This window comes from Rhodovulum iodosum (genome assembly GCF_041020385.1).
GTDB classification, from domain to species: domain Bacteria; phylum Pseudomonadota; class Alphaproteobacteria; order Rhodobacterales; family Rhodobacteraceae; genus Rhodovulum; species Rhodovulum iodosum.
Genome location: NZ_JBEHHI010000001.1, coordinates 901,369 through 916,928 on the forward strand (window position 1 = coordinate 901,369; position 15,560 = coordinate 916,928).

Genomic DNA, 15,560 nt, shown 5'->3' on the forward strand with positions numbered 1-15,560 from the left:
CTGAATCGGTGATAATCGGACGAGAACAGCCTGTAGGAGAGCGAAATGACCATCAATACGACGGTAATCGGATCACGCTACGCTGGCACATCAACGCTGTTCTCGATCCTTGATATCCTGGCTTCTGTCGGTCGAGACTGGGAAATGCTGCACGGTCTTCCGTCGAAGGTCCCGGTCTTCGACGTCAGCCTCAGGACTTCCGATGGTGCGCCTTACTGGGATATCAACGGGCGCAAGATCACGCCCGATGCGATGCTGAGCGAAGCGCCGGCGCCCGACCTCATTATCGTGCCCGATTTGCATATCGATCCAAACGCAGGCGTGCCCGATGACATGAAGCCTGTCGCCGATTGGATCGGGGCGGCCGAGGCGCGTGGCGCAATCGTCACTTCTGTCTGTTCCGGCACCATGCTGCTCGGCGCGACCGGCCTGCTTGACGGAAAGGAGGCCACGACACATTGGGGCTTCGCCGACATGCTGGATCGTAACTATCCCGAGGTGAAAGTCTGCCGGGACCGCATTCTCGTGCCGGCCGGGGAAGGACACCGCATCGTCACCGCGGGCGGCGCCTCGGCCTGGGCCGACCTCATGTTGTACCTGATCGCGCGTTTCGCAGGGGCCGACGAAGCGCGCCGGATCGCCAAGATCTACCTGATCGACCCGCATCTGGACGGGCAATTGACCTACGCGTCGCTGACCACTGCGCGCCAGCACGAGGATCATCTGATCGCGCAGGCGCAGGTCTGGGCGGCGCAGCACTACGAAACGCCGAGCCCCGTCGCCGCCATGGCGGAACGCAGCGGCATGACCGAACGCGGATTCCATCGCCGCTTCAAGAAGGTGACAGGTCAGGCGCCGGGTGACTACATCCAGACCCTTCGGATCGAAGAGGCCAAGCAGCTTCTTGAAACCACCGCCACGCCGATCGACGAGATCGCCGCCGAGGTCGGCTACTCTGAACCATCGAGTTTCCGCTCGGCCTTTCGAAAGCGCGTTGGCATCTCCGCGTCGGCCTACCGAAAGAAGTGGCAGGCTCTTGCGCCAGTGCACGCCTGAGGATCGCGGCAATGGGCTCTGTCGGAAAACCAGACGGTCAAGGAACTCTCAGTTGCCTTGAAACGCAGTTTCGCAAGCCGTGCTGTCGTGCACAGCGCCCATGGAGGATCGGACAAACTCGCCGCTCAGGCTCCACGTTTTTCGGGTCCTCATGTGCATGCTGTGTGCAGTCCCCATAAATGTCCGGAAATACCTGTGGAGCCGACGTTCGTTTCGGCAAACGGAAAGGCGGGATTGTCCCGCACTGCGGACGCACCGCAACGCGCGCCGGCCGCTTTGGATCGCGCCGCACCCGATCCGCCCCCCGCCCCGCCTCTGGCCCCCGCCGCCGCGATCGCCGATAAGGGCGGCATGACCGCCTTGCCCATAGACAGTGCCCTGCCCGGGCTCATCGCCGCCCTTGGCGATGCGGGCCGCGCGGTGCTGCAGGCGCCCCCCGGCGCGGGCAAGACGACGCGGGTGCCGTTGGCGCTGCTCGATGCGGGGCTCGCCCGGGGCCGCATCGTCATGCTGGAGCCCCGGCGGCTGGCCGCCCGCGCCGCCGCCGAGCGGATGGCCGAGACGCTGGGCGAAAAGGTCGGCCAAACCGTCGGCTACCGCATCCGCGGCGAGGCCAAGACTGGCAAGGCCACGCGCATCGAGGTGGTCACCGAGGGTATCCTGACCCGGATGATCCAGTCCGACCCCGAGCTTTCGGGCGTCGGCGCGGTGATCTTCGACGAGTTCCACGAACGCTCGCTCAACGCCGATCTGGGCCTTGCCCTGACATGGGAGCTGCGCGGCGCGCTACGTGACGACCTGATCGTGCTGGTCATGTCGGCCACGCTGGACGCGGCCCCGGTGGCCGCACTGATGGACGGCGCCCCGGTCATCACCTCGCAGGGGCGCAGTTTCCCGGTGGACACCCGCTGGCTGGACAAACCCCTGCCCAAGGGCCGGCGCCTGCCCGAGGCGGCGGCCGACCTGGTGGCCCGCGCCGTGGCCGAAACCGTGGGCGGCGTGCTGGTCTTTCTGCCCGGCGAGGGGGAAATCCGGCGCGTGGAGGCGTTGTTGCAGGGCGTGCTGCCCGGCGACTGCCAGCTTCGCCCGCTTTACGGCGCCCTGCCCTTCGCCGCCCAGCGTGCGGCCATCGCGCCGGGCGGGGCGGGCCGCAAGGTTGTGCTCGCCACCGCCATCGCCGAGACCTCGCTGACGATCCGGGATATCCGCGTGGTGGTCGATGCGGGGCGCGCGCGGCGGGCGCGGTTCGACCCCAATTCGGGTATGTCCCGGCTGGTGACCGAACGGGTGACCAAGGCCGAGGCGGACCAGCGCCGGGGCCGCGCGGGCCGGGTGGCCGAGGGCGCGTGCTACCGGCTGTGGACGAAAGGCGAAGAGGGCGCCTTGGCGGCCTTCCCGCCCGCCGAGATCGAGGTTGCCGACCTTACGGGGCTGGCGCTGGAACTGGCGCTTTGGGGGGCGTCGGGGCCGGGCGATCTGGCCTTTCTGACGCCGCCCAACCCCGGCGCCTGGGCCGAGGCGACGGCGCTGTTGCAGGGCCTCGGCGCGCTCGATGCCGCCGGCCGGATCACCGCCCATGGCCGGGCGCTGGCGGCGCTGCCGGTGCATCCGCGGCTGGGGCACATGCTGGCGCTGGCCGGCCCGGCCGCGGCCCCCCTCGCCGCGCTGCTGGAAGAGCGCGACCCGCTGCTGGGCGCGGGGGCGGACGTGGCCCGGCGCCTCGACGCGTTGCGCGACCCCGGATCGGCGCCCGCCCCGGCCCGCCCGGCGTTGGAGCGGATCCGCGCCGAGGGCCGGCGCCTGGCGCGGCTGGCCCCCGCGGCCCCGCGCGAGCTGAGCGCGGGCGAGATGGCCGCGCTGGCCTATCCCGACCGTGTGGGCCTGCGCCGCAAGGGCGACGATCCGCGCTACGTGCTGTCGGGCGGCAAGGGCGCGGTTCTGGCGGCGGACGACCCGCTGGCGGGCGCGCGGCTGATCGTGGCGCTCGACCTTGACGGCGATGCCCGCGAGGCCAAGGTGCGGCTTGCCGCGCCTCTGAGCGAAGGAGAGCTTCGCGCGGTGCATGGCGACGCCATCGCCTGGCAGGCGGTCTGCGACTGGTCCCGGCGCGAGCGCCGGGTGATCGCGCGGCGGCAGGAACGCTTTGGCGCGCTCATCCTGGAGGACCGCCAGTGGAAGGACGCGCCGGCCGAGGCCGTGGCGCGCGCGATGCTGGAGGGCGTGCGCGAGCTGGGCCTGCCCTGGACCGACGCCGCGCGGCGCCTGCAGGCGCGGGTGGAACTGATGCGCGGGCAAGGCGCCGAGCTGCCCGATTTCTCGGACGCGGGCCTGATGGCAGGGCTGGAGGAATGGCTGTTACCCCACCTGGACGGACTGCGCACCGCCGAAGACCTCAAGCGGCTCGACCTGACCCCGGCGCTGAAGGCCGCGCTGAACTGGGACCAGCAGCAAACCCTCGACCGCCTCGCGCCCCCCCATTTCGAAACGCCGCTGGGGCGCAGGGTGCCTATCGACTATGGCGCCGAGGCCCCAGAGATCGCGCTGCGCCTGCAAGAGATGTTCGGCGTAACCGTTCACCCCACGGTGGGGCCCCGCCGCCTGCCGCTGCGCGTCACGCTCTTGTCGCCCGCCGGGCGGCCGGTGCAGACGACGATGGATCTGCCCGGCTTTTGGGCGAGTTCCTACGCCGATGTGCGCAAGGACATGCGCGGCCGCTACCCCCGGCACCCCTGGCCCGAGGACCCGACCGTCGCCGCCCCGACCCTGAGGGCGAAACGGAAGGGGTGAGTCCCGCACCGCAACCGCCATGCCATGATGGAACCGAAAGGCAATCTCGGCTATCCTGAGGCCGAGTTGATCTGGTGCCGCGACCGAACGGGCGGGCAGGTGGGACCATGCCGGAGGCGACGATCAGGGCGGCGCTGCGCCGCTATACCGAGCGGGACGACCGCAAGGCGGCGCTCAGCCTTTTGACGAGTTTCGCGGTCTATTTCGCAACGCTCTGGCTGGCGGTGCAATGCCTCGGGGTCTGGCCGCTTGTCGGGACGCTCGTGATCGTCAACGCCCTGGCCGGCGTACGGCTTTACGTGTTGCAGCACGATTGCGGGCACGGCTCGCTGTTTGCCGGGCGGCGGTGGAACGACCTCGCGGGCCACGCGCTGTCGACCTTCACGCTGACGCCCTACGCGGCGATGAGATACAATCACAACCTGCACCACGCCCATATCGGCGACCTCGCCGCGCGCGAGGCGGGCGAGATCCATACGATGACGCTAAGGGAATGGCAGGCCGCGGGGCCGCTGCGGCGGCTGGGCTATCGCATCTACCGCCACCCGCTGTTTCTGTTGCCGGTGGGCGGGCTCTTTGTCTACGTGCTGCGCTACCGCTGGCCGCGCAACGCGATGAAGGCGGGCGCGGGCGGGGTGCTGGCCCATGACGCGGCGCTGGCGGGCTGGGTGGGGGCGATCTACCTGCTGGCGGGGTGGGCCGGGCTGGCCGTTTACGGCGCCACGGTTTCGGTTGCCGCCGTCACGGGGGTGTTCCTCGTCTACCTGCAGCACAATTTCGAAGATACGTGGTGGGACCGCAAGCCAGAGCACGACGCCGCGCGGGCGGCGTTGCAGGGGTCCTCGGCGCTCGACCTCGGCTGGTGGTTCGACCTGGCGACGGGCAACATCGCCTATCACGACATCCACCACTTCAATGCGCGCATTCCCGGCTACAACCTGCGCCGGGCGCACCGGGCGCTGCGTGCGGACTACGACCTGCCGGTGATCGGCTGGCCCGAGGCGCTGCGCAGTTTCACGCTCAAGCTCTGGGACGAAGACCGCGAACGGCTGGTGCCCTTCCCGAAACCCGACCGCGGCACCGCCGCCGCGGCCGCCTGAGGCTCAGGCGCGGGCGCGGATCATCTCGGCCGCCTTTTCAGCAATCATCGTGACGGGCGCGTGGGTGTTGCCGCTGGTGATCGTCGGCATGACGGAGGCGTCGGCGACGCTCAGCCCCGCGACGCCGTGCACCGTCAGTTCGGGCGTGACGACGGCCATCCGGTCGGTGCCCATGCGCGCGGTCGAGACCGGGTGGAAGATCGTCGTCGAGATGTCGCCGGCGGCGCGCGCAAGGTCGTCCTGCGAGGTGATCTCGGGGCCGGGCTTGATCTCTTGCGGGTCGTGAGGGGCCATCGCCCGGGTCGCCATCAGGCGGCGGGCATGAAGGATGCTGTCGGCCGCCACCTGCCGGTCGGCCGGCGCCGAGAGGTAGTTGGGCCGGATCGTGGGGGCGGCCCCGGGGTCGGCGCCACGGATATGGCACGCACCCCGGCTTTCGGGCCTCAGGTTGCAGACCGACACCGTAAGCGCGGGAAAGCTGTGCAGCGGCTCGCCGAATTTTTCCAGCGACAGGGGCTGGACGTGGTATTCGATATTCGGGGTCTCGTGCTGCGCGCCCGAGCGGGTGAAAATGCCCAGCTGGCTGGGCGCCATGGCCATCGGGCCCGAGCGTTTCAGGGCATATTCGGCGGCGATGCGCAGCCGGCCAAGCGGGCTGGCATAGAGATCGTTGAGCGTCCTGGCGCCGGTGATGCGGAAAATGGTGCGGATCTGCAGATGGTCCTGCAGGTTTTCGCCCACGCCGGGCAACTCGTGCAGCATGTCGATGCCGTGGGCGCGCAGCACATCGGGATTTCCGATGCCGGATAGTTCGAGGATTTTCGGCGACCCGATGGCCCCGGCGGCCAGCACGACCTCGCCCCCGGCGGTCACCCGGCAAAGCCGGCCGTCCTGGCGGAAGACCAGCCCGGTCACGCGGCGACCCTGAAAGGTCAGCCGCTCGACCTCGGCGCCGGTGACGATGCGCAGGTTGGCGCGGCCCTTGACCGGGTCGAGGAAGGCACGGCGCGCGTTCCAGCGCAGCCCGCCCCTCTGGTTGACCTCGAAATAACCGGCGCCCTCGTTGTCGCCGCGGTTGAAATCGTCGGTGCGGGGGATGCCCAGCTCTTCGGCCGCCGAAATCACCGTGTCGAGGATCGGCCAATTCAGGCGCTGACGCTCGACCCTGAGTTCGCCCGCACCCCCGTGCAGCTCGTCCTCGCCGCCGTGATACCGCTCGGACCGGCGGAAATAGGGCAGCACGTCGTCCCAGCCCCAGCCGGGGTTGCCCATCTGCCGCCATTGGTCGTAATCGCGCGCCTGGCCGCGCATGTAGATCATGCCGTTGATCGAGGAACAGCCGCCCAGCACCTTGCCGCGGGGATAGTTCAGCGCGCGGCCGTTCAGCCCCGGCTCGGGCTCGGTTTTCAGGCACCAGTCGAGGCTGGGGTCGCCCATCGCATAAAGATAGCCGACGGGCACATGCACCCACAGCCGGTTGTCGCTGCCGCCGGCCTCGAGCAGCAGCACCCGGGCCTTCGGGTCGGCGCTGAGGCGGTTGGCCAGCACGCAGCCCGCCGAGCCCGCGCCAACCACGACGTAGTCGTACTCTCCGAAATACTCGGCTGTTTCGGCCATCGGCCCCGCCCTCCCTCAACAACCACGGGCCGGGCGCAGTTAAGCCCGGATGCGCCCGCCCTGTCCACGGGCGGGCGCCACGATCAGACGCCCAGGCAGTAGCGCAGGATGGCCTTTTGCGCGTGCAGCCGGTTTTCGGCCTCGTCGAAGATCACCGAATGCGGGCCGTCCATCACCGCGCTGGTCGCCTCTTCGTCGCGATGGGCCGGCAGGCAATGCATGAAGAGCGCATCGGGTTTGGCATGGGCCATCAGCGCGTCGTTCACCTGGTAGGGGCGCAGCTGGTTGTGCCGCCGTTCGCGCGCCGATTGCGGGTCGTGCATCGACAGCCACGTATCGGTGACCACCAGGTCGGCGCCTTTCACGGCCGTGGCCGGATCGCGGACGATCTCGACCGTCGCGCCCTTGGCACGCGCCGCGTCGATGATGGCGCGCTCGGGATCGAGCGTTTCGGGCCCGGTGAAGGTGAGATCGAAGCCGAAGGGCGCGGCGGCATGGGCGAAGCTGGCGAAGACGTTGTTGCCGTCACCGGACCAGACCACCTTTTTGCCCGCGATGGGGCCGCGGTTTTCCTCGAAGGTCAGGATGTCGGCCATGATCTGGCAGGGATGGCTGCGGTTGGTCAGCCCGTTGATCACCGGTACGGTGGCATACTCGGCGATCTCTTTCAGGGTGGCCTCTTCGAATGTGCGGATCATGATGAGATCGACATAGCGCGACAGCACGCGCGCGGTGTCCGCGATGCTCTCGCCATGGCCGAGCTGCATGTCCTGGCCCGACAGTACCATGCTCTCGCCGCCCATCTGGCGCACGCCGATATCGAAGCTGACCCGCGTGCGGGTGGAGGGTTTCTCGAAGATCAGCGCGACCATCTGGCCGGCGAGCGGCTGGACGGCGTCGGGCGCGCCCCTGGGCTGACCCGCGCGCGCGGTCTTCATCGCGTGGGCCTGGTCGATCATGGCCCGCAGGTCGCCGGCCGGGGTGATGTCGATGTCGAGGAAATGGGGCATCGGATCGCTTTCGTTTCTTGGCGGCGCCGGGGGGCCAGCCCCCCGGACCCCCCGGGATATTTTCGGCCAGAAGAAGGAAGGGCGTCAGCTCTCTGCCGCAGTGGTCGCGGCCAGGGCGGCGGCGGCGGCGTCGAGCCGGGCGACGGCCTCGGCGATCTCCTCGTCGGTGATGGTGAGCGGCGGCAGCAGGCGGACGATGTTGTCGGCCGCCGGCACCGTCAGCAGGTTCTGGGCATAGCAGGCCTGGACGACATCGCCGTTGGGCACCCGGCATTTCAGGCCCAGCATCAGACCGGTGCCGCGCACGAGCTCGAAAATGTCGGGATGGTTGGCCACGAGCCCTTCGAGCTTTTGCCTGAGGCCGCCGGCCTTTCGGTCGACCGCGTCGAGGAAGGCCGGATCGCCGACGATCTCGAGCACCCTGGCGCCCACCGCACAGGCCAGCGGGTTGCCGCCATAGGTGGAGCCGTGGGTGCCCGCGGTCATGCCGGCGGCGGCGTTTTCCGTCGCCAGCACGGCACCCAGCGGGAAGCCCCCGCCGATGCCCTTGGCCACCATCATGATGTCCGGCGCGATGCCGGCCCATTCATGGGCGAAGAGCTTGCCGGTCCGGCCCATGCCGCATTGCACCTCGTCGAAGATCAGGAGCGTGCCGGTGTCGTCGCAGAGGTCACGCAGCCCCTTGAGGCAGGGGTCGGGCAGCGGGCGGATGCCGCCCTCGCCCTGGATCGGCTCGACCAGGATCGCGGCAACGGTGTCGTCGATGGCGTTGCTCAGCACCGACCCGTGGACGCCGAAGGGCAGGTGGACGAAACCCGGCAAGAGCGGGCCGAAGCCCTTGGTCATCTTCTCCGACCCCGCGGCGGCGATGCCCGCGGACGAGCGGCCGTGGAAGGCGCCGGAAAAGGTAACGATGTTCACCCGCTCGGGGCTGCCTTTGTCGGACCAGTACTTGCGCGCCATCTTGACGGCGAGTTCGCAGGCCTCGGTGCCGGAATTGGTGAAGAACACCGTGTCGGCAAAGGTCTGCTCGACCAGGGCATCGGCCAGCGCCTGCTGCTGGGGGATTTCGTAGAGGTTGGACAGGTGCCAGAGCTTGCCGGCCTGTTCGGTCAGCGCCTCGACCAGCGCGGGGTGGGCATGGCCCAGCGCATTGACCGCGATGCCCGCCCCGAGGTCGAGATATCGGGTGCCGTCCTCTGCGATCAGCCAGGTACCTTCGCCCCGCTCGAAGCGGAGAGGCGCGCGGTTGTAGGTCGGCAGGACGGACGGGATCATCGCAGGAAATCCTTCGAATAGAAGCCCAAGAGGTGCCCGAGGCACGGGGCCGGTGTCAACGATGCAAAAGGGGGCGTGGTGGCGCAGGCGCGCGGGGGACGTCAGACGCGGGGGCGTCGGCGTCGCAGCGGCGCGGTGTGAAGGGGCTGTGCCATGGCGCCGCTCTTAGCGGGGTCGCGCGCCGCTGTCCAGTGCCGTTCAGGGCTTCATCCGGTAGCCGCGGCGGAACCAGTGCCAGCAGAGCGTCAGCACCAGCGCGGTGGACAGCGTGCAGACCGCCAGCCCCAGCCAGGGTGAGCTGTCGGACTGTCCGATCACGCCGTAGCGCACCCCGTCGATCAGGTAGAAGACCGGGTTGAGATGGGTGATGACCTGCATCGCCGGGGGCAGGCGTTCGATGGAGTAGAAGGTGCCCGAGAGAAAGCTGAGCGGGGTGATGATGAAATTGGTGATCGCGGCCATCTGGTCGAACTTGTTGGCAAAGATCGCGGCCACGATGCCGAGCCCCGAGAGGAACGACGCGCCGAGCAGCACGAAGACCAGCGCCCAGACGGGATGCGCCACGCCCATGCCCAGCACCGCCCCCATCAGCGCACCGATCGCCAGCGCCACGAACAGCCCGCGCGCCACGCCGCCCACGGTGTAGCCCGCCACGAGCTCCCACGCCGAAAGCGGCGGCATCAGCGTGTCGACGATGTTGCCCTGTACCTTGGAAATGACGATGGACGACGAGGTGTTGGCGAACGAGTTCTGGATCACCGTCATCATCAGGATGCCCGGTGCGAGAAATTCGATGAAGGGCACGCCCATCACCTCGCCCCGCGCGGGACCGATGGCCAGCGAGAAGACCCCGAGAAACAGCGCGGCGGTCACCAGCGGCGCGGCGAGCGTCTGGGTCCAGACCCCCAGAAAGCGGCTGGTCTCGCGCGCGGCGAGCGTGTAGAGGCCCAGCCAGTTGACCTGGCCGAAGCGGCGCACGCCCATGCCCGTTGTATTTTCCATGCCTGTCCCCCATGTGACGCGATGCGCTTGTAACCCGGTGCCGGCCCCTATTAGAATAGGGGCCAAGTGGAATTCTCCAAGACGGGGCGCGCGGCGGGCGGTATCGCCTGCGGCGGCCAGCCGTTGAATAAGCCCAAGGAATGCAGGATGTCCTGGACCGAAGAACGCGTCGAGACGCTGAAGAGGATGTGGGCCGAGGGGCAATCGGCCAGCCAGATCGCCAAGGAGTTGGGCGGCGTCACGCGCAACGCGGTGATCGGCAAGGTTCACCGGCTGGGCCTTTCGAACCGCGCCGGCGCGGCTCCGGCGGCGGCTTCACCGGCGGCGAAACCGGCCGCCCCCGCGCCCGCCAAGGACAAGCCCGCGGCCAGGGCTGAAGAACCGGCCCCCGCGGCCGAGACCGCCCCGCCTGCCGAACCGGTCAAGCCCGCCGCCGCCGAGGCACCCGCCGGGGCCTCGGCGCGCAAGCAGATCGTGCCCGCCGGCCAGCCCCTGCCGCCGCAGCCCTCGGCCAACGAGATCAGCCCCGAGGCGCTGGCCTCGGTCCGCGAGATCGAGAAATCGGCCAAGAAGCTGAGCCTGATGGAGCTGACCGAGCGGACCTGCAAATGGCCCATCGGCGACCCCGCGACCCCTGATTTCTGGTTCTGCGGCCTGCCGGTGCAGCCGGGCAAGCCCTATTGCGAGGCCCATGTCGGCGTCGCCTTCCAGCCCATGAGTTCGCGGCGCGACCGCAAGCGGTAAGGCCCCGGCAGCCGCCCGCCCGACATGACCGAGAGCCTGCTTCTGATCACCTTCGGCGTGCTCTTGCTTGCGAGCCTCGCCCTTGACGCGCTGGGCCGGCTGACGCGGCTGCCGCGCATCACGCTGCTGGTGTTGTTCGGGCTGGCGATCGGGCCCACCGGGGCCGACCTTCTGCCGATCGACGCGCAGAGATGGCAGGCGCTCACCGCCGATCTGGCGCTGACCATGGTGGCTTTCCTTCTCGGTGGCGAGCTTTCGCGCAAGGCGCTGCGCGCCCGCAGCGGCGCGATTCTCGCGGTGTCGCTGGCGGTGGCCGGCCTGAGCCTCGCGATCATCGCCGGCGGCCTCTGGCTGGCCGGGATGCCCGTCGCTCTGGCGCTGCTTCTGGGGGGCATCGGGCTGGCCACGGACCCGGCGGCAACCCATGATGTTGTCCGCCAGACCGGCGCACGCGGGCCGATGACGCAGACCCTCATGGGCGTGGTCGCCATAGACGACGCCTGGGGCGTGATCGTCTTCAGCGTGCTTCTTGGGCTACTGCTCGGCGGCGCGGCCGGGCTCGGCGCGGGGCTGGCCGACGGGCTGGCCGAGGTCGGGCTGGCATTGGCGCTGGGCCTCGCCCTCGGGCTGCCAGCCTCTTACGCCACGGGCCGCATCCGGCCCGGCGAACCGACGCTGGCCGAGGCGCTGGGGCTCGTCCTGCTCTGCGCGGGGCTCTCGCTGTGGCTGGGGGTGTCGTTTCTCCTGGCGGGGATGGCGGCCGGTGCGGTGATCGTCAACCTCGCCCGCCACCATAGCTATGCGTTCCACGAGATCGAGCACATAAGCTGGCCCTTCCTGACCCTCTTCTTCGTGCTGGCCGGCGCCGCGGTCGACCTGCGCGCGGCCGACGCGGCGCTGCCGCTGGCTGCCGGGGTCGTCGTGCTGCGCCTGGCAGGACGGCTGGCGGGCGGCTGGATCGGCGGCCGGCTGGGCGGGCTGTCGCCCAGGCAGGCAGGCTGGATCGGGGTCGCGCTGACGCCGCAGGCCGGCGTCGCGCTGGGCATGGCGCTGGTGGCCAGCAAAGCCCTGCCGGAGCTGGGCCAGCTCCTGCTCTCGGTCACGATCACCACCACCATCGTTTTCGAACTTGTCGGGCCGCTTCTGACGCGGCTGGCGCTGGCCCGCGCGGGCGAGACACGGCGCCCCACCTGACCCGGCCCCTTCCGCAGGCGGCCGGAACCGGCTATTAGCGGCGCCATGCCGCAAAACCCGCCCGACCTCCGCCCCGACCTCGCACCGCGCGCCCGCCTCGCCGAGCCCCGCCGCCCCGGCCAGCCGACCATCGGCATGGTCAGCCTCGGCTGCCCCAAGGCGCTGGTCGACAGCGAGCGCATCCTCACGCGGCTCAGGGCCGAGGGCTATGCGATCAGTCCCGACTATGACGGCGCCGACGCGGTGATCGTGAACACCTGCGGCTTTCTCGATTCCGCCAAGGCGGAAAGTTTGGAGGCCATCGGCGAGGCATTGAACGAAAACGGCCGGGTCATCGTCACCGGCTGCCTCGGCGCCGAGCCCGATTACATCACCGGCGCCCATCCCACCGTGCTGGCCGTCACCGGGCCGCACCAGTACGAACAGGTGCTGGACGCGGTGCATGCCGCCGTGCCGCCCGACCCCGACCCGTTCATCGACCTGTTGCCGGCCGCTGGCGTCAGCCTGACCCCGCGCCACTACAGCTATCTCAAGATTTCCGAGGGCTGTAACCACCATTGCCGGTTCTGCATCATCCCGGACATGCGCGGCCGGCTGGTCTCTCGCCCGGCCCATGCGGTGGTGCGCGAGGCTGAAAAACTGGTCGAGGCCGGGGTTAGGGAACTCCTGGTGATCAGCCAGGACACCTCGGCCTACGGCGTCGACATGAAACATGCCGCGGAAAAGGGCCACCGCGCCCATATCACCGATCTGGCCCGCGATCTGGGGGGGCTGGGCGCCTGGGTGCGGCTGCATTACGTCTATCCCTACCCCCATGTGCGCGAGTTGATACCGCTGATGGCCGAGGGGCTGATCCTGCCCTATCTCGACATCCCCTTTCAGCACGCCCACCCAGACACGCTCAAACGCATGGCCCGCCCCGCCGCCGCGGCCAAGACGCTGGACGAAATCGCGGCGTGGCGGGCGGTGTGCCCCGATATCGCGCTGCGCTCGACCTTCATCGTTGGCTTTCCCGGCGAAACCGAGGCCGAGTTCCAGACCCTGCTCGACTGGCTCGACGAGGCCCAGCTCGACCGGGTCGGCTGTTTTCAATACGAAGACGTCGCCGGGGCGCGGGCCAACGCCCTGCCCGACCACGTCCCGGACGCGGTAAAGCAGGACCGGTGGGACCGGTTCATGGAAAAGGCCCAGGCGATTTCCGAAACGAAACTGGCGGCCAAGGTGGGCCGGCAGCTGGAGGTGATCGTCGACGAGGTCGACGCCGACGGCATCGCCACCTGCCGCACCAAGGCCGACGCGCCCGAGATCGACGGGTGTTTGTTCATCGACGAGGGCGCCGAGGGGCTGCGCCCCGGCGAAATCGTGACCGTCGAGGTCGACGAGGCGGGTGAGTACGATCTGTGGGGCAAACCCGCGGACGCATAAACGCCCTGCGCGCCGGGCCCGTGCGGGCGCGTTACCAGGCCCGGCAGCTCGTTCCGCCTGCCCTGCGGCGGGCCGAACGACCGCCGCGCTCGGCCAAGCCGCCCGCCGGCCGCCCTCGCCACGGCCTTCATTCGACCTTGCGATACCCTGAGCCCATGCGCCTCAATGACGGGGTCGCGCCGCGCAACTCCACCCGCTCAAGACCCAAGAGGCTCCCATGCTCCACCTCACCACCACCTGCCCCGATCTCGACACCGCCCGCAGCCTTGCCGCCGACGCGCTGGCCGGCAGGCTGGCGGCCTGCGCCAACATCACGCCCGTCGTGCTCAGCTTGTTTCACTGGGACGGCGCGGTGCAGGAGGAGCAAGAGGTCCAGGTCACCTTCAAGACGACAGAGGCCCGACGCGCCGACCTCGTGGCCCTGATCGAGGCCGATCACCCTTACGATTTGCCGGTCATCACATGGGAGTTGGTGGGCACCACCGACGAGGCCGCGCGCTGGCTGGCGACCGAGACCGCCTGACCGGCCCCGGCGTTCGCATCGCACCAGGCGCGCCGGACCAGCACCGCCAGGAATGCCAGAAGAATCGGGAACCCGAACGACACCGGCCAGTGCCGCGGCAGGCTGCCCAGCGGCAGGGCCGCCGCGTAGACCACAAGGATCACCGGCATCTCGAACCGGCGAAGGCCCGACGCCTCGACCGCGCGCCACAGGATCAGCATCGGCAGCACCAGGATCACCCAGTCGTACAGAAAATTGTGCGGCGCCACCGGCACCGCCGCCACCGCCGTCACCGCAAAGACCAGGCGGCGATCCGCCCCCCGCCGGACCAGCAGCACCAGCACCGCGACGACCGCAGCGGCAAACCCGATTTGCAACGCCCGCGCCGCCGTGGCGTTCCAGCCCAGCGACAGCGCGAAGGACAAGGGCGAGGAAATCCGTGTGATCTGAAAGACCTGGGCATCGAGATGCAGGCGCGACAGGCCGTTGAGGTTTTCGGTGAAGAACACCACCCAGGGCTCGGGCCCGTAGAGACCGGCCGACACCAGGGTCGTCGCCGCAACCGTTGCCGCCGCCGCGGCCAGCGCGCGCCATTGCCGCCACGCGATCAGCAGCACCGGGAAAAGCAGCGCGAGATGAGGCTTGACCGCCAATAGACCCAGCGCGACGCCGGCCGCCACCGGCCGGGCCGGCAGCGCACGGTAAAGCCACACCATCAGCGCCGCGGTCAGAAAGCCGTTCTGACCGTCGAACATGTTGTAAAACAGCGGCGGCGCGGCAGCGACGACCCAGGCCTCGCGCGCGCTGCGGATCAACGGCCGGACGGCGACAACAAAGGCGGCCGCGGTTGCCCCCAGCCAGAGCGCCAGCGCACCGAAATAGGGCAGGCCCGACAGAAAATGGAAAGGAAGGAAATAGCTGGGCGGATAGTACCAGCCGATATAGCCGTCGACGCCGGGCAGAACGCCCATATAGGTCTCGCGCAAGTACGCCATGTCATAGGCGGCCGTCGCCTGCCCTGCCGCCGCCAGCTTGCCCGCGGCATAGAACGCGATGAAGTCGCCCCCCGGATGCGATACCCCCGAGAGCGGCTGGGCAAACCAGAACCCGATCGTCAGGCAGGCGGCGAGCAAATATCCGAAAAGGATGATGCGAGGAAACAACCGCACGCGGTCACGGGTCACGAAAGCCAAGGCAAATCTCGATAAAGCGGCGGATTATGGGGCGCAGCCTAGGATAGTACAGTTCGCTGCCGATGCGCCACCGCGTCGCAGAGACGACGGATATTTGGCACCACAGCGTGACACGGGCATCGCACATATCGAAAGGTTCGACCGATGCCTCTTGTCCGAAAATTCGCCACGCCGCTGACCATCGGCGCCTTCCTCCTGATGTCCGTCACCGGACTCCTGATGTTCTTTCACGCCTCCACGATGACGAACAAGGTGGTCCACGAATGGGTCGGGCTGATCTTCGTCGCCGCCGCGCTCTTGCACGTCTTCGTCAACCTGCGCCCCTTCACCGCGCATATGAAACGCGCGCGCGGGCAGGCGGCGGTTGCCGTATTCGCGCTGGCACTGGGGCTTTCGTTCCTGCCGCTGGCGGGCGGGACCGGCGGCGGCCGCCCCGATTTCGCGCTGCTCCACGCGATCGAAGAGGCCCCCCTCGGCGCGGTGGCCGCCGTGCTGGACGAATCCCCCGAAACGCTGACCGCGCGGCTGCGCCAGGCAGGTTATGACGGGGCCACGGCCGACAGCACGATCTCCGATCTCGCCCATGGCGAACGCGGCGCACAGATGCGTCTGATCGCGGTTCTCATCGGCCGCCAGGCGGAGGGCTGATCGG

At 69.2% G+C, this 15,560-nt stretch carries 13 protein-coding genes; 8 read left to right on the top strand and 5 right to left on the bottom strand.

Annotated features, from left to right (window positions below; genetic code table 11):
- The first annotated feature begins 45 nt into the window (after nucleotides 1-45).
- From Ga0609869_RS04430 to Ga0609869_RS04440, 3 genes are all read left to right on the top strand, one after another.
- Nucleotides 46-1,056, top strand: coding sequence for a GlxA family transcriptional regulator (locus Ga0609869_RS04430; protein ID WP_125403098.1), 1,011 nt, complete (start codon nucleotides 46-48; stop codon nucleotides 1,054-1,056).
- Nucleotides 1,057-1,407: 351 nt separating this feature from the next.
- Nucleotides 1,408-3,843 carry an ATP-dependent helicase HrpB gene (gene hrpB / locus Ga0609869_RS04435; RefSeq protein ID WP_369022837.1) on the top strand — a complete coding sequence of 812 codons (2,436 nt, stop codon included), beginning with the start codon at nucleotides 1,408-1,410 and terminating at the stop codon, nucleotides 3,841-3,843.
- Between the two features lie 107 nt (nucleotides 3,844-3,950).
- Nucleotides 3,951-4,943, top strand: a complete 993-nt coding sequence (locus Ga0609869_RS04440; protein ID WP_125406325.1) for a fatty acid desaturase — start codon at nucleotides 3,951-3,953, stop codon at nucleotides 4,941-4,943.
- A 3-nt stretch (nucleotides 4,944-4,946) separates the two neighbouring features.
- Here Ga0609869_RS04440 and Ga0609869_RS04445 read toward each other — a convergent pair whose 3' ends face one another.
- From Ga0609869_RS04445 to Ga0609869_RS04460, 4 genes are all read right to left on the bottom strand, one after another.
- Nucleotides 4,947-6,560, bottom strand: a complete 1,614-nt coding sequence (locus tag Ga0609869_RS04445) for a GMC family oxidoreductase (protein ID WP_125406322.1) — start codon at nucleotides 6,558-6,560, stop codon at nucleotides 4,947-4,949.
- An 83-nt stretch (nucleotides 6,561-6,643) separates the two neighbouring features.
- The gene (argF, locus tag Ga0609869_RS04450; RefSeq protein ID WP_125406320.1) at nucleotides 6,644-7,570 is read right to left on the bottom strand and encodes an ornithine carbamoyltransferase; all 927 of its coding nucleotides are present in this window, start codon (nucleotides 7,568-7,570) and stop codon (nucleotides 6,644-6,646) included.
- An 84-nt stretch (nucleotides 7,571-7,654) separates the two neighbouring features.
- Complete coding sequence (locus Ga0609869_RS04455) at nucleotides 7,655-8,848, bottom strand: aspartate aminotransferase family protein (RefSeq protein ID WP_125406317.1); 1,194 nt, start codon at nucleotides 8,846-8,848, stop codon at nucleotides 7,655-7,657.
- A gap of 198 nt (nucleotides 8,849-9,046) precedes the next feature.
- Nucleotides 9,047-9,850 carry an ABC transporter permease gene (locus Ga0609869_RS04460; protein WP_245972305.1) on the bottom strand — a complete coding sequence of 268 codons (804 nt, stop codon included), beginning with the start codon at nucleotides 9,848-9,850 and terminating at the stop codon, nucleotides 9,047-9,049.
- A gap of 147 nt (nucleotides 9,851-9,997) precedes the next feature.
- Here Ga0609869_RS04460 and Ga0609869_RS04465 point away from each other — a divergent pair, with 147 nt between their 5' ends.
- From Ga0609869_RS04465 to cutA, 4 genes are all read left to right on the top strand, one after another.
- On the top strand, nucleotides 9,998-10,594 hold the full coding sequence (locus tag Ga0609869_RS04465; protein ID WP_125406314.1) for a GcrA family cell cycle regulator: 597 nt from the start codon (nucleotides 9,998-10,000) through the stop codon (nucleotides 10,592-10,594).
- A gap of 24 nt (nucleotides 10,595-10,618) precedes the next feature.
- The gene (locus Ga0609869_RS04470; protein WP_125406312.1) at nucleotides 10,619-11,788 is read left to right on the top strand and encodes a cation:proton antiporter; all 1,170 of its coding nucleotides are present in this window, start codon (nucleotides 10,619-10,621) and stop codon (nucleotides 11,786-11,788) included.
- 45 nt (nucleotides 11,789-11,833) lie between these two features.
- The gene (gene rimO / locus Ga0609869_RS04475) at nucleotides 11,834-13,213 is read left to right on the top strand and encodes a 30S ribosomal protein S12 methylthiotransferase RimO (RefSeq protein ID WP_125406309.1); all 1,380 of its coding nucleotides are present in this window, start codon (nucleotides 11,834-11,836) and stop codon (nucleotides 13,211-13,213) included.
- Nucleotides 13,214-13,430: 217 nt separating this feature from the next.
- On the top strand, nucleotides 13,431-13,736 hold the full coding sequence (gene cutA, locus Ga0609869_RS04480; RefSeq protein ID WP_125406307.1) for a divalent-cation tolerance protein CutA: 306 nt from the start codon (nucleotides 13,431-13,433) through the stop codon (nucleotides 13,734-13,736).
- Here the strand turns inward: cutA and Ga0609869_RS04485 are convergent.
- A complete protein-coding gene (locus Ga0609869_RS04485; protein ID WP_125406304.1) occupies nucleotides 13,655-14,899 on the bottom strand; it encodes a glycosyltransferase family 87 protein in 1,245 nt (414 codons plus the stop codon). The two genes, cutA and Ga0609869_RS04485, sit on opposite strands and share 82 nt — an antisense overlap.
- A 153-nt stretch (nucleotides 14,900-15,052) precedes the next feature.
- Between Ga0609869_RS04485 and Ga0609869_RS04490 the strand changes: the two genes are divergently transcribed.
- On the top strand, nucleotides 15,053-15,556 hold the full coding sequence (locus Ga0609869_RS04490; RefSeq protein WP_125406301.1) for a DUF4405 domain-containing protein: 504 nt from the start codon (nucleotides 15,053-15,055) through the stop codon (nucleotides 15,554-15,556).
- Nucleotides 15,557-15,560 lie beyond the last annotated feature (4 nt).